19 protein-coding genes are annotated in these 25,487 nt (G+C 60.2%); 11 read left to right on the plus strand and 8 right to left on the minus strand.

The annotated features are described in order from the left end of the window. Window positions 1-156 precede the first annotated feature (156 nt). Together BGE01nite_RS20220 and BGE01nite_RS20225 are read right to left on the minus strand one after the other, a co-directional pair. Complete coding sequence (locus BGE01nite_RS20220; protein ID WP_146853042.1) at window positions 157-1,626, minus strand: class I adenylate-forming enzyme family protein; 1,470 nt, start codon at window positions 1,624-1,626, stop codon at window positions 157-159. A gap of 12 nt (window positions 1,627-1,638) precedes the next feature. Further along, entirely contained in the window at window positions 1,639-2,250 is a 612-nt protein-coding gene (locus BGE01nite_RS20225) for an acyloxyacyl hydrolase (protein ID WP_170266926.1), read from the minus strand. A gap of 92 nt (window positions 2,251-2,342) precedes the next feature. Between BGE01nite_RS20225 and BGE01nite_RS20230 the strand changes: the two genes are divergently transcribed. The 3 genes from BGE01nite_RS20230 to BGE01nite_RS29925 all read left to right on the plus strand — a co-directional run bounded on the left by BGE01nite_RS20230 (window position 2,343) and on the right by BGE01nite_RS29925 (window position 3,496). Next, window positions 2,343-2,672: a hypothetical protein gene (locus tag BGE01nite_RS20230; RefSeq protein ID WP_146853046.1), complete on the plus strand. Its 330-nt coding sequence runs from the start codon at window positions 2,343-2,345 to the stop codon at window positions 2,670-2,672. Between the two features lie 46 nt (window positions 2,673-2,718). Then, window positions 2,719-3,084: a nuclear transport factor 2 family protein gene (locus tag BGE01nite_RS20235; RefSeq protein ID WP_146853048.1), complete on the plus strand. Its 366-nt coding sequence runs from the start codon at window positions 2,719-2,721 to the stop codon at window positions 3,082-3,084. 91 nt (window positions 3,085-3,175) lie between these two features. Further along, window positions 3,176-3,496, plus strand: a complete 321-nt coding sequence (locus BGE01nite_RS29925; protein WP_425485709.1) for an energy transducer TonB — start codon at window positions 3,176-3,178, stop codon at window positions 3,494-3,496. An 11-nt stretch (window positions 3,497-3,507) separates the two neighbouring features. On the opposite strand, the gene BGE01nite_RS20245 is transcribed toward BGE01nite_RS29925, so the two are convergent. Further along, window positions 3,508-4,083, minus strand: coding sequence for a class I SAM-dependent methyltransferase (locus BGE01nite_RS20245; protein ID WP_170266928.1), 576 nt, complete (start codon window positions 4,081-4,083; stop codon window positions 3,508-3,510). 67 nt (window positions 4,084-4,150) lie between these two features. Here BGE01nite_RS20245 and BGE01nite_RS29080 point away from each other — a divergent pair, with 67 nt between their 5' ends. Both BGE01nite_RS29080 and BGE01nite_RS20255 read left to right on the plus strand, forming a co-directional pair. Continuing rightward, on the plus strand, window positions 4,151-4,378 hold the full coding sequence (locus BGE01nite_RS29080; protein WP_170266929.1) for a YgdI/YgdR family lipoprotein: 228 nt from the start codon (window positions 4,151-4,153) through the stop codon (window positions 4,376-4,378). Window positions 4,379-4,519: 141 nt separating this feature from the next. Further along, entirely contained in the window at window positions 4,520-5,149 is a 630-nt protein-coding gene (locus BGE01nite_RS20255) for a Maf family protein (RefSeq protein ID WP_146853054.1), read from the plus strand. On the opposite strand, the gene BGE01nite_RS20260 is transcribed toward BGE01nite_RS20255, so the two are convergent. Beyond that, window positions 5,102-12,358, minus strand: a complete 7,257-nt coding sequence (locus BGE01nite_RS20260; RefSeq protein WP_146853056.1) for an autotransporter-associated beta strand repeat-containing protein — start codon at window positions 12,356-12,358, stop codon at window positions 5,102-5,104. The genes BGE01nite_RS20255 and BGE01nite_RS20260 overlap by 48 nt on opposite strands. A 425-nt stretch (window positions 12,359-12,783) precedes the next feature. Between BGE01nite_RS20260 and BGE01nite_RS20265 the strand changes: the two genes are divergently transcribed. The 3 genes from BGE01nite_RS20265 to BGE01nite_RS20275 all read left to right on the plus strand — a co-directional run bounded on the left by BGE01nite_RS20265 (window position 12,784) and on the right by BGE01nite_RS20275 (window position 15,237). Further along, a complete protein-coding gene (locus BGE01nite_RS20265; protein WP_170266930.1) occupies window positions 12,784-13,500 on the plus strand; it encodes a carboxylesterase family protein in 717 nt (238 codons plus the stop codon). 118 nt (window positions 13,501-13,618) lie between these two features. Then, window positions 13,619-14,857: an MFS transporter gene (locus BGE01nite_RS20270; protein ID WP_146853060.1), complete on the plus strand. Its 1,239-nt coding sequence runs from the start codon at window positions 13,619-13,621 to the stop codon at window positions 14,855-14,857. Between the two features lie 17 nt (window positions 14,858-14,874). Next, complete coding sequence (locus tag BGE01nite_RS20275) at window positions 14,875-15,237, plus strand: hypothetical protein (protein WP_218033046.1); 363 nt, start codon at window positions 14,875-14,877, stop codon at window positions 15,235-15,237. Between the two features lie 2 nt (window positions 15,238-15,239). Here BGE01nite_RS20275 and BGE01nite_RS20280 read toward each other — a convergent pair whose 3' ends face one another. From BGE01nite_RS20280 to BGE01nite_RS20290, 3 genes are read right to left on the minus strand one after another with little or no spacing between them, the layout of a single operon-like run. Then, window positions 15,240-16,484 (minus strand): glutamate racemase, encoded by a 1,245-nt coding sequence (locus tag BGE01nite_RS20280; RefSeq protein ID WP_146853064.1) that lies wholly within the window; start codon window positions 16,482-16,484, stop codon window positions 15,240-15,242. Beyond that, the gene (cdd, locus tag BGE01nite_RS20285) at window positions 16,484-16,867 is read right to left on the minus strand and encodes a cytidine deaminase (RefSeq protein ID WP_146853066.1); all 384 of its coding nucleotides are present in this window, start codon (window positions 16,865-16,867) and stop codon (window positions 16,484-16,486) included. Before cdd ends, BGE01nite_RS20280 begins: the two co-directional genes overlap by 1 nt. A gap of 31 nt (window positions 16,868-16,898) precedes the next feature. Continuing rightward, the gene (locus BGE01nite_RS20290; protein ID WP_218033047.1) at window positions 16,899-18,593 is read right to left on the minus strand and encodes a sulfatase family protein; all 1,695 of its coding nucleotides are present in this window, start codon (window positions 18,591-18,593) and stop codon (window positions 16,899-16,901) included. A gap of 141 nt (window positions 18,594-18,734) precedes the next feature. Here BGE01nite_RS20290 and BGE01nite_RS20295 point away from each other — a divergent pair, with 141 nt between their 5' ends. From BGE01nite_RS20295 to BGE01nite_RS20305, 3 genes are all read left to right on the plus strand, one after another. Further along, window positions 18,735-20,447 (plus strand): DEAD/DEAH box helicase, encoded by a 1,713-nt coding sequence (locus tag BGE01nite_RS20295; RefSeq protein ID WP_246145767.1) that lies wholly within the window; start codon window positions 18,735-18,737, stop codon window positions 20,445-20,447. A 134-nt stretch (window positions 20,448-20,581) separates the two neighbouring features. Further along, window positions 20,582-21,895, plus strand: coding sequence for an SGNH/GDSL hydrolase family protein (locus BGE01nite_RS20300; protein ID WP_146853068.1), 1,314 nt, complete (start codon window positions 20,582-20,584; stop codon window positions 21,893-21,895). Window positions 21,896-22,055: 160 nt separating this feature from the next. Beyond that, window positions 22,056-23,735, plus strand: a complete 1,680-nt coding sequence (locus BGE01nite_RS20305) for a ribulokinase (RefSeq protein ID WP_146853070.1) — start codon at window positions 22,056-22,058, stop codon at window positions 23,733-23,735. 5 nt (window positions 23,736-23,740) lie between these two features. On the opposite strand, the gene BGE01nite_RS20310 is transcribed toward BGE01nite_RS20305, so the two are convergent. Further along, window positions 23,741-25,024 carry an O-acetylhomoserine aminocarboxypropyltransferase/cysteine synthase family protein gene (locus tag BGE01nite_RS20310; RefSeq protein ID WP_146853072.1) on the minus strand — a complete coding sequence of 428 codons (1,284 nt, stop codon included), beginning with the start codon at window positions 25,022-25,024 and terminating at the stop codon, window positions 23,741-23,743. Window positions 25,025-25,487: the final 463 nt, after the last annotated feature.

Here is a 25,487-nt window from a genome sequence, read left to right on the forward strand (position 1 = left end):
TACACGGCAGGTGCAGGGGCCATCCTGAATCCGAAAGCTATGCCGTCCGTCGACGGCGACGACGTCAATTTCATGGCTGGCTACCGGTTCTATGTGGATTTCCGCGATCCTGAAACGCCGGTCATCAAGCGCATTGAGTATGCCGGAGGCGAGTAGTCACGCCCGCTTCAGCTTCCCGCTCGCGGTCAGGGGGAGTTCGGGAACGACGCTGAACATGAGGGGAATCTTATACCCGGCCAGACGTGTCTTCAGATGGGTGCGGAGTTCCATGGAGGTCGGGGCGCCTTCGGGACTGGCGATGTATTTGGCCACAGGGACCTCGCCGTAGAGGGGGTGCAGGCGGGCTTCGACGAGGCTCCGCTGGACCTTGGGATGGGAATCCATGACGGCCTCGACCTCTTCAGGGAAGACTTTCATGCCGCCGACATTGATCAGTGTCTTCTTGCGGCCGACGATAAAGACCCGGCCTGCGGCATCGCGCTTGCCGAGGTCACCCGAGGCAAACCAGCCCTCTGCATCCACGACCTGGGCACGGGGCAGCCAGGGGTCGAGGTAGGCATCAAACATGCCTGGACCGCGCAGGCAGATCTCACCAGGGTCGCCGGTGGGCGGTTCCTCGCCGTCGTCATTCTTCAAAAGGCACTCGTAGGCAGGTAGCGGAAGACCGATGGCCTCCGGGGCCTCCACGGCTCCACCGAAGTTCATCAAGGGAAGGCCGAGCTCGATGATGCCCAGGCCCTGCACAAGATCCCTTCCGAAGCGCGCGCGGAATTTTTCCGCCGTCGCGGCATCCAGGGAAGCTGCGGTGGCCACGGCCAAGCGCAGCGTGGTCCACTGGGCCACATCAGGTGCTTCGACAAGCTGCCGGTAGTGTACGGGACTGCCGTACATGACGGTGGCCTTTTGCTCAGCACCGGCACGCAGGAGGTCTTCGCCGAGGTGGGTTTCCTCGATGATCGTCGTGGCCCCGTGATAGAGATAAAGGACGATGGAAACCGCGAAGTGATGCGCCATCGGCAGCACCCAGAGCACGCGATCGCCAGCGCCGATGCGCAGGCCTTCATTCGCGGCGGTGATGCGCTGCAAAAGTGATTCGTGGGAGAGCAGCACGCCTTTGGATTTGCCCGTGGTGCCGGAACTGAAGCGGATGAAGGCCGGGTTCAGCGCCTCAAAAGCATCTCTTGGGAAGGCGGCTTGCTGAGGCGGAACTTTGGCGATCAGGACCTTCTGGCCGTTCAGTTCGAAGTCGCCCAGACGCTGTGAATCCGCAGGCAGCCAGGCAGCGGCGGATTCGATCACTAGGACATAGTCCAGGGCCGTGCGGGCCAGGAGCTCGCGCTTTTCTTCTTCCGCGAGTTCATCTGGAATGGGCACGAAGCAGGTGTCCGCAGCCAGCGTGGCGAGCGCCAGCGGCACATAGTCCAGACTGCTCGGGAAATGCACACCCACGCGGAGGCGGTCCACGCGGTCAGGTGATGCGGTGAGATGCGGTCGGATCAAGGCTGCGAGAGCATCGCAACGCTCGAACAACTTCCGATAACTCAAGCTGCGGTCTTTTTGCACCAGCGCAGTGGCCTCGGGCTGCGCGCGTTCACGGATGGCCTGTACGATGCTGAATTTGCTCATGCCTCTTTCCAATCAGAAACCCCATGAAAGACCGATGGTGACACCCAGTGTGTTCACACCCGGATTTGGATCCGTGGCACCACGGTTGGACAAATGCTGAAACATCGCACCGACGCGCAGCTGCACATCATCCGTAATCGCGCGTGCCACACCGGCATTGGCGAACCAGTTGTAGGTGAAGTCCTGGCCTTGGCCGCCGGTCACGCCCTGGGAATCAATCCAGCCCGCACCACCACCGATGCCCGCGTAGACGGACCAGGTGCCTGCCGCGTTCCACCATTCGATGGAGGGCGCGCCCATGAGTCCGAAGTAATGGTTCTCAGGCCCGGTTTCGATCCACTGTCCGAGTAGAGAAATGCGATTGCGAACGAAGAGCTTGGATCCATCCGAAAAATCCAGCCCGAACACTTCGGGTGAGCGCCAGGTGAGCATCACCGGCACCATGCCATAGTTAAGCTCTGTGCTGCCCCCGACCTTCCAAAGGTAACCCGTCTCCAGATCAATGTAGTGCCGGTCCGATGGATGAATCGTGGCCGGAAGCACATCCGAAGGTGCATCCTTGGCCGGAGCCAGGGTGGCGAAGGCAACCATCACGGCGCAGATGAAAGCGGGGGGGAATTTCATATCCCTTAATGAAGCCATGCTGCGAGAGGGAATGCAAGATTGTTTGGCTTGAGCGCACGGAGAAATCTACAGGGGTTCTCCTCATGCATTGCATGCGTTCCACCTTGCTCAATCTTTGTGATCGGCTCAGTTCACAAGTCATGACGCTCAAGCTTGTTTACAGGGACTCTGCCTATTGGTTCTCTGTTTATCGTTCAGAAGAAACTGGCACGCATGTGCTGGTGGCGGTCCGTCGTGGTAACTCCTATGAGAGCATCGCGATGAAGCTGACCGCTGACGAGGTGAATTTTCTGTCCGAAGCGCCGGAGGATCTGGTGATGCTGGCGAGAAACTTTGTCCATGCGGAAGACTGGCCGGCCGTCAAGCCGCGGAAGATTGCCTTTCGCGAGGTCGGTCCCGACTCGCTGCAAATTGACGAATGACTTGCCTGTCATCACTGCGGGCTCAACGTCTTCGCTACTTCCTGTCATGCCATCATCCACCGATCCCGCCTCCGTCATTCAAAGGCAACTAGATGCCTACAATGCGCGAGACCTTGATGCGCTAATGGACATGTATGCGGATGATGCGCAGTTGTTTGAGCATCCTGCCACCTTGCTGGCCAGTGGCACCTCGGTGCTGCGGGAACGTTTCGCGCTGCGTTTTCAGGAGCCGAATCTGCATGCTCATTTGCTGAGTCGGGTGGTAATGGGGCAGACAGTGGTGGACTATGAAGAGGTCAGCCGCACCTTTCCGGAGGGCACGGGCAAGATCCGGCTGATGATGATCTATGAGGTCCAGGACGGGAAGATCGCCAAGGCCTGGAGCATCGTGGGAGAGAAGACATTGGATTGAGTTGGTAGATTGGCTGGGCTCGCTATTGACCTGTGTCCTTCTACTCCTCATGTCTGTATTCTCTAAAGTGACCCGGCAGTTCTTGCTTCAGATGGCGTGTATTTGTCTGCTAGGCACGGGTTGCGCGACCCCCAAAGGCCAAGCAACTGGTGAGAACGGCTCCATGAGGATCATGGTCACTTTTTCGCCGGCATGCCAAGTCACCGATGCCAAGGTGATAAAGTCCGACGCTCCTCAGGAACTCCAGGACTATGTGCTAAGCCATGTGAAGAAAAACGCACGTGCCGAGCCGAGGTTCAAGGATGGTCGTCCAGTAGGATCAAAGGTCGTTGTGTCCGTGAACTACAAAGTCAGAGATGCCAAGAAGTCAGAGGTCACTCAGCTTAGTGATGTCGTGGTAACGCCTCCCTGACCTAGATCACCTCATTTCCGTCCGATATAAACAAACGCAGGCGGCAGGTTCGCCCACACCACGGCACTCGTATCAACTTCCGGGAGGCTTTGCTGCAGCAGTTCGCGGAAGCGCTGGCCGCTGGGGAGGAAGTGAAAGCCGAAGTAGGCAAAGGTGGCGAAGCGTCCGCCCTGGCTCAGATGGGGGAGCACGTTGCCGAGGATCGACTCCTGAAGGGATCTCGGAAAGGCGGTCCAGGGCAGGCCACTGACGACGACATCGATCGGCGGTTTGCCGGCGAGATAGGCCTCGAAATCAAACTCCTGCGCCCCGGCGACCTCGAAGGTCATGCCCCGGAAACGTTGGCGGAGCTGCTCGGTGAAGGTGGGGTTAATCTCGATCCCGAGGTAGCTGGCGTCCTTGGTCATGGCGGCCTGGATGGCCTCGGTAAAGGCGCCCGTGCCGGGCCCGAGCTCCAGGATGTGCCGCGCCTTCCCCACCTCTGCGGCCAGCATCATCTGCTCCGCCAAGGCTGGGCTGGAGGGTGCGACAGCACCCACCGTTTGCCAATTGCGGAAAAATTCACTGAGGAAGGTGGCGGCGGACATTCGTTTTATATTAAGCTTGCCTGAGTGCGCGGCGAACGTTTTTCTTTGTCCAACTGTCTCCTTCGACATGACTGTCCTTCGTTGTTTCCTGCTCCTCATCACCCTCGGCCTGTTCAGCAGCTGCCAGTCCGGCAGCAATCACAAGATCACGCTCAAGGATGGCCGCGAATTTTTGTGCAAGGGCGAGCCCCAGTTTGTGGGCAAAACGGGCTACTATCGCTACCGGACCTTCCAGGACCGCGATGCCATGCTGCGTGCTGACGAAGTGCTCATGATCGAGGATATGGGGACCTGAGGCGGGAGCCGTTTGCGGTTCCTCCTCCGCGGAACGCTTCGGAGGACAGGTGTTTGCCATTGTTGGCAGTGGTTTGCCGTTGTTTTCCCAGAGGTCGTTTCTGTCCTTTCAGTCCTTTGACGAGCAGTTTAGGAAGGCTGCATGACTTCTCAGAGCCGACCGCTGATTCTTGCCTCGCAATCTCCACGACGTGTGGAGCTGATGCGGGAGGCTGGGTATGAGTTTGAGATCATCGTGCCGCAGGTGGAGGAGGCGCATGATGCCTCACTGACTCCGCAGGCGCTGACGGTGGAGAATGCTCGTCGAAAGGCTGCCGCAGCCTCTGCTACACGAGCAGATGCCTTATGCCTTGGCTCGGACACGCTGGTGTATCTGGATGGCGAGCCTTTGGGCAAGCCGGCGGATCGTGAGGAGGCACTGGTCATGCTGCGCCGACTCTCGGGACGTGCCCATGAAGTGTGCACCGGAGTTTATCTGGCCTGGGATGGTGGCCGTCAGGGCAGGGGATTTCATGTCATCTCCGAGGTCATCTTCAAGCCGCTGACGGATGAGCTTATCCTCGCCTACCACGAGCGAGTGAACCCTCTGGACAAGGCGGGCGCCTACGGGATCCAGGAGCACGGAGACATGATCATCTCCGGTCATGCAGGCTCATGGACAAATGTCATGGGGCTGCCAATGGAACGGCTCGCGGAGGAACTGGCGGCTGAAGGCATCCAGCCATCAAGGTCTCCGGCGGCGGAAGAACATGGCACTCAAAGCCATGCCTAACAAAAGAATGCGTGATGGCTCTGGAATGAGCACGACGACGATCACGCCGGAGGTCGTGAAGCGGCTCACGTCCCAGGCCAGGTTGGGCGTGCCGCTGATGTCAGGCAGGTCGAACTGCAAGCCATTGTCGCCGCTACCGTTACGGTAGTTGTTGCCCACGTTGAATCCGCTGAAGTTCGCGGTGATCAGCGTGTTCCAGTCGATCAGGTTAAAGACCTGGCCCACGCTGGGACTCAGGCCTGAGGCATTCACCTTGATGTTTCCACTGACGGTCAGTGTGCCGCCACCTGAGGCATTGAAGTTCATCAGGTCATGGCTGCCGCTGCCCACTCCGGTAAAGCTGTCCGCCCAGGCATTGTAGCCTGCGGAGCCCAGCGCGTTGCCAGCATAGCTCGCGCTGGTGGCATTGGGAGTCGTGATGCCCAGCTCGACCTGGCTGCCGCTTTGGAAAATAAAGGTGCCGGTCCCGCCAGCAGGGGTGAAGCTCAGGGTGCCATGACCCGCAGGCAGGATGGAGTCTCCCGGATGAATGGTGGAACCGCTCTGCGCGGTGAAGCTGGTCCCCTGGAGCACACCCGTGCCGAGCACGACGGAGGTGTTCGCCGCAGTGACGGCTCCGGTGCCGCTGGTGCCATTGCCACCACTGCCGACCTGCAGGCTGCCCTGGCTCACCGTCGTGGTGCCAGTGTAGCTGTTGCTGCCCGTCAGTGTCAGCGTGCCGGTGCCGGTCTTGGTAAAGCTCCCGCCGCCGCTCATGGCGGTGCTGATGGTGGAGTTCACCCCGGCTGTGTCCACGGTCCCGGCGGTGCTCAGGGTGATGGCGCGGCTCATGCTGATGGAGGAGGTCATGCGCAGCGTGCCGCCTCCGAAGTCGATCGCGTTGGCGGTGTCTCCGAGTCTTGCATTCGTGTCGATGGCCAGCACCCCGCCGTCGAGCGAGACCAGGCCGGTGAAGGTGTTGGCGCCGCTGAGTGTCATCGTGCCCGAACCAACTTTGGTGAAATCACCGGCTCCCGTGAGGGCACCGGAGAAGGTGGTGCTGGTGCCGTCACCACCCGCGGTGAGGGACGCTGTGGCTTCAGCGGCGGGGGCAATGCCGAAGGAGACTGCGCCAGCTCCCGCGAGAGACCCGATCGTTTCATCGGCGTCGTTCAGATCCAGCGTGGCTCCGGAGGCCACGGTGACCGCTGAGGAGTCGCCGATGCGTTCAGCGGAGCCGATTTGCAGGGTGCCTGCGGTGATGTTTGTCGCCCCCGTGTAGGTGTTGCTGCCGCCCAGGATCAGCGTGCCTGCGCCTGTCTTGGTGAGAGCACGTGCACCACCACTCTCACCCATCACACCGGAAGCCATGAAGCTGTCTGCCTCGACGGCAATGGTCGAGTCTGAGGCCAGGGTGATGTTGCCTGCCCAGGAGTGGTTGCCCAGCACGCTGGAAATAGCTCCCGTTCCGCTGATGCCGGTGCCGTTCAGGGTGAGCGGCTTGTTGCCGACATTGATGCCATCCACGTTGTTAAAGACCAGGGCCGCTCCTGTGGCCACCGTGACCGAGCCCACACCCGCCGCGCCGAAGGCCGCTCCATTCTGCACGTTCACCGTGCCTGCGTTCACCGTGGTGGTGCCGCTGAAGGTGTTCACTGCCGAAAGCGTCAAGGAGCCTGCACCACTTTTGATGAGGTTGCCGGTGCCGATGATGATTCCATCGGCGCGATGAGCTCCCGCTCCTGTGAAGGTGAGGGTGTTGGCTCCGAGGTCCACGGTGCTTCCGAGGGTGAGCTGACCAGCATCCGCCGCGATGGTGGCGGAGGTCGCCACGGTCACGGGGCCTGACCAGGAACTGGTGCCGCTGACCAGATGCAAGGCTCCCGAGGAAGAGATGCCCGAACCATTTAGCGTGAGCGGCTCCGCCCCCACGGATGTGCCGCCTGCGAGGCGCAGTTCTGCTCCTGAGTTCACCACCGTGGCACCAGCGGTGCTGCCGAGTGCTGCGGTGTGCTGAACTAGAAGGACACCATTGCTGATGGTGGTCACGCCGGAGTAGGTGCTGGCACCGCTGAGAGTGAAGGTGCCGGTGCCGCTCTTCGTCAGAGCACCCGTGCCGCTGATCGCGCCGGAGAAGGTCGTGGAGGTGTTGTCACCACCCGTGTTCAGAGTGCCGTTGCCCAGCAGCACGCTGCCCGCACCTGCGAGTGAGCCGATGGTGCTGTTAAAATTGTTCAGGTCATATGTGGCGCCAACGGCCACGCTCACGCTCAGGGCCGAGCTGGAGGGCACGCCCCCGGCGCTGCCCAGTCTCAAGGTGCCGGCGTTGATCGTCGTCGAGCCGCTGTAGGTGTTGGTTCCGCTGAGCGTGAAGACGCCACTCCCACTTTTAGTTAGGCCTCCGGTGCCGCTGATGACCCCGGAGAAGGTGGTGGAGGTGTTGTCAGCGCCTGTTGTCAGCGTGCCGCTGCCGAGCGTGACATTTCCCGCGCCTGCCAGCGAGCCAATGGCGCCGCTGAGATTATTCAGATCAAAGACCGCGCCACTGGCCACGCTGACGGCCGAGGCGGCGGACACGCCGCCTGCGGCACCGAGGCGCAGCGTGCCGGTGCTGACGGTGGTGGTGCCGGTGTAGGTGCTGCTACCCGCCATGATGAGCGCTCCCGCGCCTGTCTTGGTGAAGCCGAATGAGCCTGACACAGCTCCGAGAGAAAGATCCGCAGTTGTCGGATTGAAGGTCGCATTTCCTGTTAGGGTGACATTCCCAGTGGCTGCGATCGCGCCATTGCTGCCGGTGGTGGTGAGTGTCTTGGCGCCGATGCTCAAGGCTCCCAGAGTGTGCGTGACCGCAGGTGTTGTCCCGGTGAGCCTGCCGACATCGATGGTTGAGTTTTCACTGACGAGCACATCATTGCTGAAACTGGTGCTGGCATCATTGCGCAGCAGCAGAGTGCCGCCATTGAGTGTGACCTTGCCACGGTTCGTGGCATCACCCAGGGACTGGGCGTTTCGCAGTTCCACACCGCCCGCATTGATCTGCAGAGTGCCGTCAAACGCCGCATTGGCTCCCTGCACGACCAAGTTGCCCGATCCGCTTTTCGTCAGCACGCTGTTGGTGTTTCCAGTGGTCAGCGTGCCGCTGGCATTTCCCAGGGTCAGAGTCTGGCTGGCGGCGATGTCCAGCGTGCCGCTCAGATCGGAACTGACCGTGAGCACCTTGGTCGTGCTGGCGGCGAACCCCGTGGTGATGGAGAGTGTGCCACCGCCGAAGATGACGTCGTTTCCAGCGGCTCCCAGATTCGCCTCTGCTGCCACCTGCAAGGTGCCAGCATTCACAAACACGTTGCCAGTGAAAGTGTTCGTGCCGGAAAGGGTCAGGGTTCCCGCGTCTGCCTTGGACAGGGAGACCACACCATCGCCAGCATCGCCATAAATGCCGTTGCTGCCGGCGTTGTCGATGATGCTGGAGGAGATGGTGAGTTGATGGCCCGCATCCACGGAGACGGCCAAAGTGCCTGCTGCAGTGCCACCGGCGGTCAGACGTCCGGCTCCAGACATCGTGGTGGCTGTGGCGCTGCTTTTGATGAGGCCGCCGCCCGCAAGATTCAGCGTGCGCGTGTTAGATGCTCCGAGATCCACGGTGGCGAGATCCGCGAGGTTCAGGCCCAGATCAGTCGTGGTTCCCGCGTTGGTAAGAGTGTAGGCGGAGGTTGGCGATGCGTTGTTCAGCAACACGATCTTGGTGGGATCGTTGACGTTGATGCCATCACTGCCTGTGTAGTAGCTGCTGAAGGCACGCACGCCGTCCACCGTGTATTCGGCGAAATCACTGCCGACGGTGGCCCAACCACCGATGAGACCGTTGGGCTGGCCGGTGATATAAATGTGCGGACCCACAAGTGCGGCGCCCAGGGTGCCGCCGGTGCCGGTGAAATTCACCGTGGCACCTGGGGAGATGGTGCCTAGTGAACTGAACGTGAGGGAGGATGCCAGAGCGGGCAGGGCATTATGATTGACGATGATGTTCGAGGCTCCGGCCGCAGCATTGAGCGCACCCACCGTTTCCGTCGTTCCCAGAACGGTGTTGCCATTGAGGATCAGGGTGCCTCCGCTCAGAGTGATGGGCGTGCTGTTGCCGATGCGGTTGGCGTTCGCGTTCGTGCTGCTGTCGAGATTCAGTGTGGCTCCCGTGCCGATGGTGATGCCGGAGGCATTGGCTGCGCTGCCATTGGTGCCGGAGAGCACCACGGTGCCATTGTCCACCAGCATTGTTCCGCTAAAAGTGTTCGTTCCGGAGAGGGTGAGTGTGCCGGTGCCTTCCTTGGTGAAGCCACCGGTACCGCTGATCACGCCGGAAAGAGTGGTGGAGGTGCCATTGCTCCCTGCGATCAGCGTGGCGCTACCCAGGGTCACATTTCCCGCGCCAGCGATGGAGCCGATCGTGCTATTAAAGCCATTCAGATCATAGATGGCACCGCTCGCCACCGCCACTGCGGAGGTGGTGGTGACACCGTTGACGACTCCGAGTCTCAAGGTGCCCGCATTGACGGTGGTCGTGCCGGTGTAGCTGCTGGCTCCGCTGACCGTGAAGACACCGCTGCCACTTTTGGTTAGGTTGCTGGATCCGCTGATGATGCCGGAGAAGGTCGTGGAGGTGTTGTCCCCGCCCGTGGTGAGGCTGCCTGCTCCCATGGTCACATTGCCCGCGCCGGCCAGCGAGCCGATGGTCTGACTGAAACCATTCGCATTCAGGATGGCTCCGCTGCTGACCGTCACTGCGGAGGTGGAGGGCAGGCTGCTGGCCACACCGAGCTGCAGCGTGCCCGCGCTCACACTCGTGGTGCCTGTGTAAGTGTTCACGCCAGAGAGGATGACCGTGGCCGCTGTGGACTTCACCAAGCCGAGGCTTCCCGCCAGGGGAATGCCCACCGAGCCACTGCGCAGATCATAGCTGGCGGTGCTGGTCAGAGCAGAGGTGCCGCTGCCGGTGATGCTGCCACCATTGGCAAGAATGACCTGACCTACGGAGTCCGTGCGGTTGGCTCCGAAATCGAGCACTGCTGTGGGGCCATCAATCGTCACGGCACCGGTGGAGAGCGCATTGCTCACGCCATAGGCCAGGGTTCCGGCACTGACGGTGGTCAGCCCTGTATAGGTGCTCGCGGCACCCAGGCGGACCGTGCCAGCACCTATTTTGGTTAGGCCGCCAGCTCCGGACACGACGCCGTTGAAAGCCACCTCGCCGCCGGATTCCGCCGTGACGATGGCTGTCTTGTTCAGCGTGACGGTGCCGCCGAAGGTATTGGTTCCGGCCGTGTTCATCCCTCCCAGGGTGGCCGTGCCGCTGCTGCCAGTCTGCACGGTGATGGCATTGGTCACGGTGCGCCCGCTCGTCGCGCTGAAAAGCAGGGCGGCGTTGACGCTGCCGGAGGTGTTCGCCACGTTCACGGAGTTGGTGCCCAGCGCACTAGCGTTGTCTATGATCAGGGTGCCCTCATTATTAGTGGTCACACCGGTGTAGGTGTTGGTACCACTGAGTGTCATGGTGCCCGGCCCTGCTTTCGTGAGCGTGAATGCACCCGAGACCACACCGGAGACCGTGAGATCGCTGTCAGTGGTGACGGAGTTATCATTGACCGTGAAAAGCCGGTTCCCGCCGAGACCGAGGCCGGAGGTGATCTGCGCGACATTCGTCGTGAGGGGGCTGATGGTCACATCACCCCCGAGAGTGAGTTGCGAGCCAGCGGTGCCTGTGACGCTGCCGCCACTCATGGTGAGGCTGCCGATCCCTTCCGTGAAGCCTTGCAGGTTCAACTGGCCGTCTGTGCGGATGGTCACCGCAGCACCATCGGGGATTTGGTTGGAGGCATTGTTTTGGACGATGGCAGAGGCCGCTGCTCCTGTGCTGTCGCCAATCACCAGCGAGGTGGAGGCCATGGCATTTCCGGATGACTTGTTCAGCACCACGGTGCCGTCATTCACCGTCGATACTCCCGAGAATGTGTTCGCTGAAGTGCCGCTGAGCGTCAGTGTGCCTGTTCCGTTCTTGGTCAGGCCGCCCGCGCCGCTGACGACACCGCTGAAGGTGGTGTTGTTTGTCACCGTGAGTGTGCGTGTGGCTGACATGGAGGTCGCACCGGTAAAGATCAGATCATTGGCTCCGCTGAAGGTAACGTTGCCAGAAAGAGTGACCCCATTGGCGATCGTCCGGGTGCCGCCGCCGGCCTGGATGGTCGGAGAAGCGGTGCTCGACCCGAAAATGATGCCACCGGTTCCTGCGGCTGCATTGTTGCCGAACACCAAGGTTCCTGTCGTGGCGGTGAGGCCGCCGCTAAAAGTGTTCGCGCCATTCAGGATCAGGGTTCCTGTGCCATTCTTGGTCAGTCTACGACTGCCTGATACTTGGGTGACGACTCCGTTCATGGTCACCGTGCCCGCCCCGTTGACGGTGAAGGTCCGGCTGGAGTTCATGGAGACCGTGCCATTGAAAGTCAGGTTGTCCGCATTCTGAAAGGTCAGCGTCCGTGTGACCGTGAAGTTGTTGGCCAGGGTGCGCGCACCGCCCGCCGTTTGCAGGGTCAGGACGCCCGTGGAGACGGCGCTGGTACCGAAAGCCGCATCATTACCGATGATCACCGTGCCGGCGCTGCTGGTGCCCGAACCCAATGTGGTGGTGCCTGAATACGTGTTGGCTCCATTGAGCGCCAGGGTGCCGGTCGTGGTGGCTTTGTTGAGGCCGCCCGTTCCGGAAATCACCCCGTTGATCGTGGTCACCTTGGTGCCGGTGATCGTGAGCAAATTCGCACCCGTGCTGATGTTCCCGCCGAAGGTGAGATTGCCGCTGGTGGCGCTCCAGGATTGTGATGCGTTCAGGGTGATCGCATTGTTGATCGTCTGGAGGTTCGTGCTGCTGTTGGTGATGCCGCCGGAGCCAATGGTGTAGGTTCCAGCTCCGCCCAGGGTGAATGATCCGGTGGCGTTGACGTCAAAAAGAATCGTGGCCACGCTCAACCCCGAGGACAGCGTGGGCGTGAGTCTAGTGTTCCCTGAGAAGGTCAGGCTGTCACCATTCACGGGCGTTCCCGTGTTCCAGTTGCCAGTGGTGGTGATGCCGTTATCGGTCCCCAGCCCCGTCCAGATTAAGGTGGCCGCTTGTGCCTTGGGGCTGACGAGGATGGTGGCAATGCCGATGGTCAGGAACGCCAGCAGACTGCGGCTGAGGACACCCATTTTCAGCCCTTTCTTACTTCCCTCACTCTCATAGGGACGATGTTTCGCAGCGAGTCCACACTCGCTGCTGAGTGCAGGGGGCTGTGAGGTCGGTGAGATAGGCGCAGGTGGAGTCACGATAAATGCGTCTGTATAATTTAGCTTATTTAAACATAATTTCCATAATTTATGAATTATTTGTTAATGATTAGGCGTAAATTGCGCATCTGGAGCATGTTCGTTGAGAGGGCCCTTATGGATTCAAAATGGAGTTGGTTTAGTGGTAAAAATTTTGTAATTCCATAGGTTTTAGGCATGGGTTTTATTGCCGTTAGAAGGGGATGTCCTTGCTCAAGGCTTCCAAAGTTGTTCCGAGGATCGTCCATCCTGCCTTTCGTGATGAACCTTTGAGAGCATTGCCGTGGTCTCAGCGTTGAATGCCCTTCATGGTCAAAACGCTCTCTCTTCTCGCCCTCCTCCTTGCTTTTTCGCCAAGCTTTGCGGACACCCAAACCCCTGCTTCCTATAGCGGGGATTTCGTCATCAAGGTCAACTACCGCTACCTGCTCTCCAAGCCGGAGGGCTATGAGGCTGACACGGCCAAAAAATGGCCCTTGGTGATCTTCCTCCATGGTTCGGGAGAGCGTGGCACTGACCTGGAGATGTTGAAAAAACACGGCCCGCCAAAGCTCATCGCGGCCGGGCAGAAGTTTCCCGCCGTCATCGCCAGTCTGCAGTGTGAGCCCAAGCAGATCTGGAGCCCTCAGGGTGTGAAGGCAGTCACAGATCACCTCATCCAGACGGAGCGCATCGATGCCAGCCGCGTGTATCTCACAGGTCTGAGCATGGGTGGCTTTGGCACCTGGGAGACGGCGATGGAGTATCCGGACACTTACGCGGCCATTGCGCCTGTGTGCGGCGGGGCAGGGGTGCGCTGGGTCATGGCGGACCGCATCGCCAAGCTGCCTTGCTGGATCTTCCACGGCGACAAAGACGCCGCCGTACCGGTCGAGTTCAGTCACAAGATGCATGATGCGCTGAAGAAGATCGGCGCTCCCGTAAAGCTCACCATCTACCCCGGCGTGGGGCATGACTCGTGGACCCAGACGTATGACAACCCGGAGTTCTGGAAGTGGCTGTTCGAGCAGAAGCGCGGAGCCTGACGTGCCTGTCTGATCCTTTTATGCTGCCAGTGCATTCGTCTCTGCCTGATGACCCTCTTCTCTTGTTGAAGAAAACCTTGCCTGCTTCCACCGCACTCCCTAGCCTCCGCCCGCTTCTATGAAATCACCTGCCGCCAAGAAACTGTTCGTCATGATGGTCCTCGAGTTCTTCATCTGGGGGGCCTGGCTGCCGCTCATCTGGGGCTACATGGGCAAGGATGGTCTGAACTTCTCGGGGTTTCAGATCACCATGGTCGGCAGCGCTTTTGTGATCGCGTCCATCCTTGGCATTTTCTTCAGCAACCAGTTTGCCGACCGTAATTTTTCCGCAGAGAAGTTTATGGCCTTCAGTCACTTGGTCGGTGGCCTCGCCATTCTAGGCATGTTCTGGGTAAAGGACTTCACCACCTTCTTCAGCCTGATGCTCGTCCACTCGCTGCTCTATGTGCCGACGATCTCTGTTTCGAACTCCATCGCCTTCACCCATTTGAAGAATGCCCAGAAGGAATTCGGTCTTGTGCGCATGGGCGGCACTATCGGCTGGATCCTCGCTGCCTGGCCGCTCTACTTCGTCCTTCAGGGGAAAACGGGTGTGGATGCCGTGATTGCCAGCCGGAACATCTTCCTCATCTCGGGCGTTGCTTCGCTTGTGCTGGCCGCGTTCAGTCTCAGTCTGCCTCACACACCTGCCAAGCCCGCTGTTGCTGGTGAAGGCGGTTTTGCCTGGGTCAAAGCAGCGAGGTTTCTCAGCAAACCTTACCTGCTGGTTCTCTTTATTGTCACCTTCATCGACTCCACCATTCACAACGGTTACTTCCTCATGGCGGGTGGTTTCCTGGGAAGCAATGTGGTCGGTATCAAGCCGGAGTGGATCATGCCAGTGATGAGCATCGGCCAGATCGCCGAGATCGCGACGATGGCCGTGCTGGGCTGGTTCCTTTCCAGGATGGGATGGAAGACCACGATGATCCTTGGCGTCCTCGGTCACGCAGCACGCTTCGCCGTGTTTGCCTTCATGCCGGAGAACCAGACCATGATCATCTTCGTGCAAGTGCTGCACGGCATCTGCTACGCCTTCTTCTTCGCCACGCTCTATATCTTCATTGATGCCGCCTTCCCGAAAGACGTGCGGTCCAGTGCGCAGGGGCTCTTCAATCTGCTCGTTCTGGGGATTGGTGACTTTGCTGCGAAACTGTTCTTCATCCCGCTGCAGGACAAACTCACTGTCAATGGTGTAGTGAACTACAAGGAGCTCTTCCTTTGGCCCACCGGTCTTTCCCTCGCCGCTGCCGTGCTGCTGCTGATCGCCTTCTATCCGCCGAAGGAGCTGGATGCTCCGGCTGACGTGTCTCACTAATTCAACCACCGCAGGCCATGCCGCGAGATCCCTCATCCTCATCCGGAGCGCATCCCGATGGGGATGATCTCCCGGATGTGCCACGGACCACGGAGCTTCTTCTGAAGCTCCGCCGCAAGGAGGGCATGATGTCGTGGGGATCGCTGGTTCCCTGCATCATCTATTTGGGAGGGGCGATTGCTTATCTCGTGATGAGCGGCAAAGATGCTTTTCCGGGTGTCATCCTCTGGGTCGGCATGGCAGCGTTGTTCCTTGTGGCAGATCGAATGGATAAGCAGAGAAAGCGTGATCAACTCGTTCACGAGCTTCTCGGAGAATTGGTAGCAGAAAACAACCGTCTGCGCCGTGCACTTCCGGAGGCGGCCAGAGAAGTGCGCTGAGACTACTTCCCAAGCCTCCTCCACACCTCCGGCAGCTTCGTCTCAATCAGCTTCCGAGTCGTGCTTGGAATGCGTGCGGAAGTCATCGGCACGTTCACGCTGTCTTCACGATTCAACTCGCCGGGTGACCGTGAGTATTTGAACTCCTTCTCCAATCCACCATCGGCGGTCAGCGGGATGTCCGCGCGCTGAGGATTCGGGATGGAGAGGTAGAAGCTGTCCTTGGCTGTCGGAGCATCCTTGGCCTGAATCTTCGCCGCGGCCAGCTCTCGGAAGAGTTCGCGGGCCGTCCACTCGGCCGGATTCACATAGGCGATCTTCGGGGCGATGAGCTTCTCCAAGGCCGCATCTTTCCTCAAGGCTGCAAAGGCATGGTCGATCTCGGATTGGACGAGAGGGAAGTGCGTGCAGCCGAGCACCACGGTGGAGAGTGGGGAGGCCACGCCGCTCTTTTGGTGTGCTTCCACCAAGGCGCGTACATCCATATCACAGCGTTCGGTCACGCTTTCTTTGAAGGCGGGATCACCCTCGATCACGCCGGCCAGATTGGCGCTGCCTTGCTGGGTGATGGTCGGCACGCTGCGGCCGGCCAAACCAAGAGTTTGTCCAATCACGCGTGGATAGGCGCCGCTGGCACAGGTGCCCACTGTGGCCAGCACGCCGACCGCGCCTTCCTTGTGCGCGCTCTGCACGCCGCGTGCACCGGCCTCCACGACACCGACGACAAACACCGGCACTTCCCAGGTTTTCAGGGCAGCGCGAATGTCATCGATCCCATAGGCCGTCGCCGTGTTGCAGGCGATGACGAGCGCTTTCACCGGCGGCTTGTCCTGACGAAACGTTTTTTTGTCTGGATCAAACCAGCGTCTGCCGAGCAGGAAGATGGCGTCTTTGACGATCAGCTCGCGCAGGTAGTCCGTGCGGCCCGCACTGGAATAGTTGCCATAGGGCATGTTGGCCTGATCGCCGAAGTATTGGAAGCGCTCGTTGGCAAAGTCTGGCTTGCCATCGGCACCGGGCTGCAGGGTCTCATTGTGAAAAGCATCGATGGTTAGGATCGCTTCCAGCACGGTGAGCCCGCCGATACCCGAGTCGAAAACTCCGATGGGCAGGTCGCGCGTGTCCTTTTTCAAGGCGGAGACATCAAAGCTGTAAGCGGCATCACCTTGCGGATGCTCCTGTGCATGCTGCACAAGGTCCGCGGCAAAAGTGCTGGTCGCAAAGAGAAGGGGAAGAAGCGTCTTCATCACAGGGCGAAGGTTTCGGGCAGTAGTTGGGCGATGGTCATGGTCACGGGTTTTCCATCCCGAAGGAACGTCACCTCGCTGGCACCTCCAGGCAGAGAAAACTCAGCGATGACCTGCCGGCATGCTCCACAGGGTGGGAACTCATGCCCGAGACAAATCACGCTCAGGCGGGCGATTTTCATTCCAGGCCCCTCCTCCGCCACGGCGTGAAAAATGGTATTTCTCTCCGCGCAGATGGTTAGGCCGTAGCTGGCATTCTCCACATTGCAGCCGGTGATGATTTTCCCTGAAGAGGTCTCCAACGCGCAGCCTACTTGATACTTCGAATAGGGCGCGTAGGCGCGTTCAGCAACACCCTGGGCAAGCGTGAGGAGATCAGGCATGCGCTGAAAGTGGCACGGGCCTGGGAGAAAGTCAGGTGCGGAATCGCCGCTGTTCCGGCTTGGCCTCGGCTGAAGGAGTTGACTGCTCTGGTGCTTTCGGAGCTGTATCAGGCTTGGCAGCCTCAGGCTTTGGCTCGTCCTTCCCGGCAGGCCTCACTTCCGTGCCTTTGGCACCTGTAAGAGCATCCCCAAGCTGCGTACGAAAAGGCTCCGCGAGCTTCTTCAGGCGCTCGACCTCTTCGGGATGTGCCGCGCTGACGTCCTTGGACTCGGCCACATCGTCCTTCAGATTGTACAGGGCGAGTTCCTGTTGGGCCACCTGGTAACCGTGCCGCGTGGCGATGCCTTCGATGCCGCTTTGCGTGATGGCGGCGGGCTTCATGTTCTCGAAGTTGGAAGGCTTGCCGTCTTTGCCCGGCTCACCCGTGACGGTGATATAAGGATGAGCGAAGTGCAGCTTCCAGTCGCCGCTGCGGATGGCCTGCAGCTCATTGCCCGCGTAGAAGACAATGGCCTCATGCGGTGATTTCGCACCTTCTTTGCCGAACCAAAGATCCAACACGTTCTTGCCATCCGTCTTCTTTTCCGGCGCAGGCGCTCCCAGCCAGGCCGAGAGCGTGGGCAGGATGTCCATCTCGGTGACCGGCTCATCGCAGACCTTGCCCGCAGGCACTTTGCCGGGCCATTTGACGATGAAGGGCACGCGCACGCCGCCCTCATAGCTGGTCAGCTTGCCCTCACGCAGCGGCTTGGCATTGCCCGCGTGATTGCCATAGCTGAGGAAGGGGCCGTTGTCGGAGAAGAACATGACGATGGTCTTCTCCGCGATGCCTGCCTGCTGCACCGCGGCGAGGATCATGCCCACGCTCCAGTCCAGCTCCTCCACCACATCGGCATACAGGCCGTTCGGCGATTTCCCGTGAAAGCGCTCGGACGCAAAGATGGGCACATGCGGCATGATGTGCGGCACATAGAGGAAGAAGGGCTTCTCCTCATGACGGCGGATGAAGCTCACCGCCTTCTCGGTGATGCGGCGGGTGAACTTGCTCTGGTCAGGATCCGTCTCAATGACCTGCTCGTCCTCGTAGAGGGGCAGGGGAGGCATCTCCGCCGCGAGGCTGGGGTGGAACTTGCTGTTATCGTTCGAGTAAGGAATGCCCCAGAACTCATCAAAGCCGTGTTTGATGGGCGAATACATGGGCGTGGTGCCGAGGTGCCACTTGCCCAGCGCGCCGCAGGTGTAGCCCTGCTGTTTCAGGATCTCCGGCAGCAAAAGCTCGTCCGGGTTGATGCCCTCTTTGCTGGTGTGGTTCAGCGCGCCCTGCATGGACACACGGTTCGGGTAGCTGCTGCTCATGAGCGCAGCGCGTGAGGCGCTGCACACCGCCTGCGTAACATAGAAGGAGGTGAATTTCGTGCCCTGCGTGGCCATTTTGTCCAGGTTCGGCGTGCGGATGGTGGTGCTGCCAAAACAGCCCAGATCCGAGTAACCCAGGTCATCAGCCAGGATCAGGATGATGTTTGGCCTCTCCTTCTTGGGCGTGGGGGCAGGTGGTTCTGCGACGGAAGACCCTGGCAGAGCGGGACCTGGATTGGCTGGTTGGGCCGCTGGCGCAGAGGGCAGAGCGGGGGCCGGCGCAGCAGGTGGGGCAGGGGAGACGGAGACCTCCTGGGCGAAAAGCGTCCCGGCAAGGGACAAAGAGGCGAGAACGGCGCGGATGAGCATGATTAGTGAGACTGACTCTCTTTAAGCGTGGACTGCGAGCCCCGCCAGCATCAAAATGCCCCTCCAGACTCTCCTGTTTGCATTCGCTGCCATCGTGGCCGATAGAACTCTTTCCGAATTTTTACTCCCCATTTCCTAAACGTGAGCGCCAGCCGTCATTCCGAGCCGAAAAAGAAACCCTCCCTCATCAGCCGTCTCAAGGACAAGCTGAAGAAAGCCATCGGCCTCGACAATAAGAAAAAGGGTCACTCTGCGGAGAAGTCTCACGATGCCGCCGAAGGTCACCCGCATGAGCCTGCCAAGCTGCACCCGCATGCCCGGCCTCATAAGGATGACTACTCTCCTTCACGCGATCATAAAGAAGGAGAACCCCGTGCTGAGCGCCCCGAGCGTCCCCGCCGTGATGACCGTCCGCGTCGTGAGGGTGATCGCGGCCCGCGTCCTGAGCGCGAACCTCGCGCTGATCGCGGCCCACGTCCAGAACGTGAACCCCGTGGCGACCGCCCAGAGCGTGGCGACCGTGGCCCACGCCGCGAAGGTGATCGTGGTCCGCGTCGTGGCGGACGTGGTGGTGAGGAGAAAGAAAAGCGCGCTCCCATTCAGAATTTCGAGGCCCAGCCACCACCACCCGCACCGCCTGTGCCGGAAGGTCCGTTTCCTCCGGCTTTTGAAGCCCTCGGCCTGAGCCCCTCCGTGCTGGCCTCTATCCGTGAGTCCGGTTACGAGAACCCCACCGAGATCCAGCAGCGTGCCATCCCGCTCGTGCTTGAGTTGAAGGACGTCATCGGCGCTTCCCAGACCGGCACGGGCAAGACCGCCGCCTTTGCCCTCCCCACCCTCAGCCGCCTCGGCCCTCCTGGAAACTTCCGCTGTCTTGTGCTTGAGCCGACTCGTGAGCTTGCCCTCCAGGTCGTGGAGCAGTTTGAAAAATACGGCAAGCACACCGGCCTTCGCGTCATCGCCATTTATGGCGGTGTCGGTTATGAAAAGCAGCGCAAGGCTCTTCAGGAAGGCGTTGACGTCGTTGTCGCCACTCCTGGCCGTTTGCTTGACTTCATGAGCGATGGCACCGCGAACATGAAGAACCTCGAAGTGCTCGTGCTCGATGAGGTGGACCGCATGCTGGACATGGGCTTCCTCCCTGACGTGCGCCGCATTGTGGAAAGCACGCCGAAGAGCCGCCAGACGCTCTTCTTCTCCGCCACCATGCCTCCGCAGATCAAGAGCCTCGCGGAGTTCGCGCTGAAGGACCCCATCAGTGTCGAGGTCGGCATCCGCTTCTCGCCTGCGGAAACCGTGAGCCACTACATGTATCCCGTGGCCAGCGATCAGCGTGAAGAGCTCCTGCTCGCCATCTTGAAGCAGACCCACTTCAACAGCCTCATGATCTTCACCCGCACGAAGGCACAGGCGGACCAGATCTACTCCTCTCTGAAGCAGACTGAGGAATACAAGGTCGCCGTCATGCATTCGGACATCAGCCAGAAGGAGCGTGAGAAAGCGCTTCAAGGCTTCCGCAGTGGTGAGTTCGAGATCATCGTGGCCACCGACCTCGCTGCGCGCGGTCTGGACGTCAGCGGTGTCACGCACGTCATCAATGTGATGGTGCCTGAGAACTCCGAAGACTACGTGCATCGCATCGGCCGTACCGGTCGTGCGAAGAAGGAAGGTGATGCCTACACCCTCTTCTCCGCCGAAGAACTGCCTTACGTTGCCAGCATCGAGCGCCTCATCAATCAGAAGATCGAGCGCAAGAAGCTCGAAGGCTTCAGCTACAAGTACACCACCGTGCTGGACGAAGAAGACAAGGCCCGAGCCATCCTCCGCGGTAAGGGTAAGAAGAAGCGGAGATAAGTCGAGTCACAACGACGCTCTGTCCGAGCGCTAGGTTGAACTAGCCTCGGCGGATGATGTTCATCACCGAGGGTGGACAAGTCGTGCGTTCTCTGCTGGCGTGATGGGATCCCCGCGCTCCATTCTGCCGCAACATGCATCGCCGCCATTTCCTCGCCACGACCGCTCTCTCGCACCTGCCTCTTTGGACTCTCGGTGCTGAATCCTCCGTGGCGAATGCCTTCTCGCCGATCAAGACGAAGCTCGCTGCGGGCAAGGACGCGGTGCTCTTTATCAATGGCGATAGCACGAGCTACGAGAAGCACGGTCCCTACTATCTCTTCGCCAAGGCCATTGGCGATGCGATGGACTGCAAGGTGATCCTTCACCGCTGGGCGGAATGGAACAAGGGCAAGCCCACCGGTCCCAAAGAGTATGAGCCTGCCGAGACGCTGCGTGAGACCGGCAAAGCCACACTCAACGTATGCCTCGCGACACTACCTGGCTCGGTGGCTTCGGACATGTTTGCAGGTGCCAGACGTGCGAAGGCCATTGATGCGATTCCCACTCCTGATGTTTGCATCCTGCATCATGGTCATAACATGCGCGGCTTCCCGCAATCGCTGGCGGGTGATCGCAGCAGTGGTCGTGGCATGTTCCTCGCTGCCATTGGCATGACCTCGCTGAAGTGGCCCGGCGTGCCGCAGGCGATCACGAATCAGAACCCGTGGAAGAATGGCGACGAATACAAAACCATCTTCCAGTCCATCGAGACCGCCGCCGCCGCGCAGCCTTCCATCACTCTCATCGATTCGAACAGCGCTTTCATTACCGCAGGAAAGACCGCTGACCTCTACCGGCCTAACGATGCCATCCATCCCAGTGACAGCGCAGCCAACAGCAAGGGCGCGCAACTCGTGGCGGATGCGCTCTTCGCCTCCTGGACCAGTGCTGCGCTAAATGCAGCTTTCACCACTCCATCCTGGCCTGCCATGACGGGTGAAAGCCTTGTCCGCAGTGACTTCACCACCAGCCTTCCTGCGGATTGGAAACTCGAGGGGGACGCTACCACGGAGATGGTGGACAAGGCCATCGCCATCCGTCCCAATGGCAGCGTGCAGGCTTCCCTGATGAAAGTCCTCACCAAGGAGGAGACCGCCTCCATCTCGGGCAAGACGATCAGCATCACCGCCCTCGTTCGCAGCGCGCCGGACCAAGTCCGCGCCATCGGCAGCTTCGTCTGCCGCTCTGGCGGCGAGATCCGCACCTTCCTCTTTCCCGACCTGGGTACCTGCAAGGACGGCTGGCTGCTGCTGGTCGGCTCGGGCATCACGGTGGATGCGGACCAGCCCGCGCCTGTGTATCTCAAATACTATCCCGCCTTTTCAGGCAAGCCTTCAGCGAGCAACTCTCCTCTCCTGATTCAGAAGGTCATCATCACCGAAGGCGCTCTACCCAAAGGACTCTGAGACCTTCCGTGTTTCCCGCGTCTCCCGTGCTCGATCAATAGCGGTCAAAAACTGAGGCATCGAGATCAGAAACCGTGTCCGGTTTTCGCTCGCCATGGGGGATGTGACTGCGCACTATCGGCGCACTTTTTCCAACCTTCTGTCCCAGCCACGCTCTCGCATGAAACGCTACGCCCTTGGTATCGACTACGGCACGAACTCCTGCCGCTCCCTCCTCATCGACCTCGACAACGGCGCGGAGGTCGGCAGCACCGTCTTCAACTACCCCAGCGGTGAAATGGGCATCCTGCTTGATCCCAAGGACCCGCATGTGGCCCGGCAAAACCCGCAGGACTACTTGGATGGCCTTGAGGCCGTGACTCGCGGTGCCTTGCAACAGGCGAAGGAAAAGATTCCGGGCTTTGAGGCGGCGCAAGTCGTCGGCATTGGTGTGGACACCACCGGCAGCACTCCGATTCCGGTGAACAAGGACGGCACGCCGCTCGGCCTGCTTCCTGAGTTCAAAGGTAAGCTCAACGCCATGGTCTGGCTGTGGAAAGACCACACAGGCCACGCCGAGGCAGCGGAGATCACCAAGCTCGGCAACGAGATCCGGCCTAACATCATGGCCAAGTGCGGCGGCATCTATTCCAGCGAATGGTTCTGGAGCAAGATCCTCCGCCTTCGTCGTGTCGATGCCCAGGTCTTCGAGGCCGCTTACAGCTTCGTCGAGCATTGTGACTGGATCCCCGCTGTACTGACCGGCGATACCAACCCACTCACGCTGAAGCGCAGCGTCTGCGCCGCGGGTCACAAGGCCATGTTCAGCACCGAATGGGGTGGCCTGCCGGACAAAGAGTTCCTCTCGAAGCTCGATCCCAAGCTCGCCGATCTGCGCGATCGACTCTACGCCGAAGCCCACACCACCGACACGAAAGTCGGTGGCCTCTGCGCTGCCTGGGCCGCCCGCCTCGGCCTAACTGAAGGCACGGCTGTGTGTGTTGGAGCCTTTGATGCACACACCGGCGCCGTCGGTGCAGGCATCAAAGAAGGTACACTGGTGAAGATCCTCGGCACCAGCACCTGTGACATCATGGTCTCACCCACCAGCAAGCCGCTGGCAGACATCCCGGGTGTGTGCGGCATCGTCAATGGCAGCGTGCTCCCCGGCCACTACGGCATCGAGGCCGGCCAGAGCGCTGTGGGCGATCTCTTCCTCTGGCTCGTCAATCACCTCGTGCCCGAGAGCTATGGCAAGACCGTCGGTGAGAAGTTCGTCGCCATGGAGAAAGCCATGGAAGGCCAGAAACCCGGCGCCACCGGCCTGCTCGCGCTCGATTGGAACAACGGCAACCGAACCATCCTGGTCGATGTGCGTCTGACGGGCCTCTTGTTAGGCCAGACCCTCCACACCCAGGCCCATGAGATCTACCGCGCTTACATCGAGGCCACCGCCTTCGGTGCTCTCACCATCATCAAGCGCGTGGAGGAATACGGCGTGAAGATCGAGGAAGTCATCAACACCGGCGGCCTCTCCATCAAGAACGCCACTCTCATGCAGATCTACGCCGACATCATTGGCAAGCCCATGAAGGTGAGCCAGAGCGAGCAGACCTGCGCCCTCGGTGCCGCCATCTTCGGCGCTGCCGCCGCCGGAGCCGGCACCTGGCAGGACCTTCAGTCCAAAGTCACCGCCGTCCGCGAGAAGGTGTATCACCCCATCCCCGAAAACGTCGCCATCTACGCTGAGCTCTACACCCTCTACCGCACTCTTCACGATGCTTTTGGTTCGGCGGACTGGAGCGGGAAGCTGCATCACGTCATGAAGCAGCTCCTCGAGATCCGGGGGCGGCAGGGCTAAAGCCTTCAGGCCTTCAGCGCCTGGGTGATGTCCGCGCGGATGTCTTCGATGTGCTCGATGCCCAGCGAGATGCGAAGCATGCCCGGCTGCACACCCGCACGCTCCTGCTCCGCAGCGGAGAGCTGCGAATGCGTGGTGGAGGCCGGGTGGATGATCAGTGTCTTGGCATCGCCTACATTCGCCAGATGCGAGATCAGCTTGAGGCTGTTGACGAACTTCTCCGCACGGGCGCGATCACCCTTCAGCACAAAGGAAAGCACGCCGCCAAAACCACGCGTCAGATACTTCTTCGCGCTCGCATGAGTCGGGTGATCCGGCAGGCCTGGATAGTTCACGGACTCCACCTCAGTCTGTGCGACCAGCCACTCCGCCAGCGCCAGGGCATTGTCACAGGTGCGTTCCACCCGCAGAGACAGAGTCTCCAGGCCCTGCAGGAGCAGGAAGGAATTGAACGGGCTCTGACATGGACCCCAGTCACGCAGGCCCTCGACACGGCAGCGGATGATGTACTGGATGTTTCCAAACGGTCCCTCCAGACCAAAGACATCATTCATCACCAGGCCATGATAGCTCGGGGAAGGGGAGGTGAACTGCGGATACTTGCCATTTCCCCAGTCATAGGTGCCGCCATCCACAATGACGCCGCCCATGCTCGTGCCATGTCCACCGATCCACTTCGTGGCCGACTCCACCACCACATGCGCGCCATGCTTCAGCGGCTGGCAGATCGCTCCGCCTGCACCAAAGGTGTTGTCCACGATCAGCGGCAGATCATGCTTCGTCGCCAGGGCCACAAAGGCCTCGAAATCCGGCACTGTGAGGCCGGGATTGCCGATCGTTTCCAGGTAGATGGCCTTCGTCTTCGCATCGATCAGCGGCTCATAGCTCTCCACCTTCACACCATCGGCAAAGCGTGCCTCCACGCCGATGCCCTTGAACGAGTTTTTAAACTGGTTGTAGGAGCCGCCGTAGAGATGCGAGGTCGTGACAAAGTTGTCGCCCACCGTGGCGATGTTGTTGATGGCGATGAACTGCGCCGAGTGCCCGGAAGCCGTCGCCAGCGCCGCCACACCGCCTTCCAAAGCGGCCACACGCTTCTCAAAGACATCCGTCGTAGGATTCATCAGACGCGTGTAGATGAAGCCGAACTCCTGCAGGGCAAAGAGCTTCGCCCCGTGCCCGGAGCTTTGAAATTGATAAGCCGTCGTCTGGTGGATCGGCACAGCGCGTGAACCTGTGATGGGGTCGGTCTCCTGTCCGGCGTGAAGCTGCAAGGTTTCGAAATTCATGGTTAGGGGGGCTTTGACGTTTTTGGTTTGGGACGCGGAGACTAGCCCTCACTTCATGCACAACAATAAACCTTTGGTAGTATAACTGGATAGGGCGCGGCTCCAAACGCCTCGCATGCAACCAAGGCGCGTTCCGATAAGTTGGAGTGAAGGCTTTAGCCGATCTGGAGACGCCCACGCAAAATCCCCGAGCCCCCAGATCGCCTAAAGGCTTCACTCCGACAGAGCGCATCACCCGCGGAGTGGTCCGTGCAGTCCTCTGTGCAGAACCGAAGTCTCCCCAGTCCTCACCCCCACCCATCGCTCTCGGGGTCGCGCAGCGTCCTGGACTGCGCCTGTCCTCTGGCGCTCTGGATCGGAGCTCGCGCCCCCATCCATCACCCCGTTCTTCGTCCCATCCAATTTTCAGTTTTCAGTTTTCAGTTTACAATTTTCAGTCCGCCCACTGCGCACTCGACTCCAC

The organism is Prosthecobacter gellanilyticus (genome assembly GCF_007992435.1).
GTDB lineage: Bacteria > Verrucomicrobiota > Verrucomicrobiia > Verrucomicrobiales > Verrucomicrobiaceae > Prosthecobacter > Prosthecobacter gellanilyticus.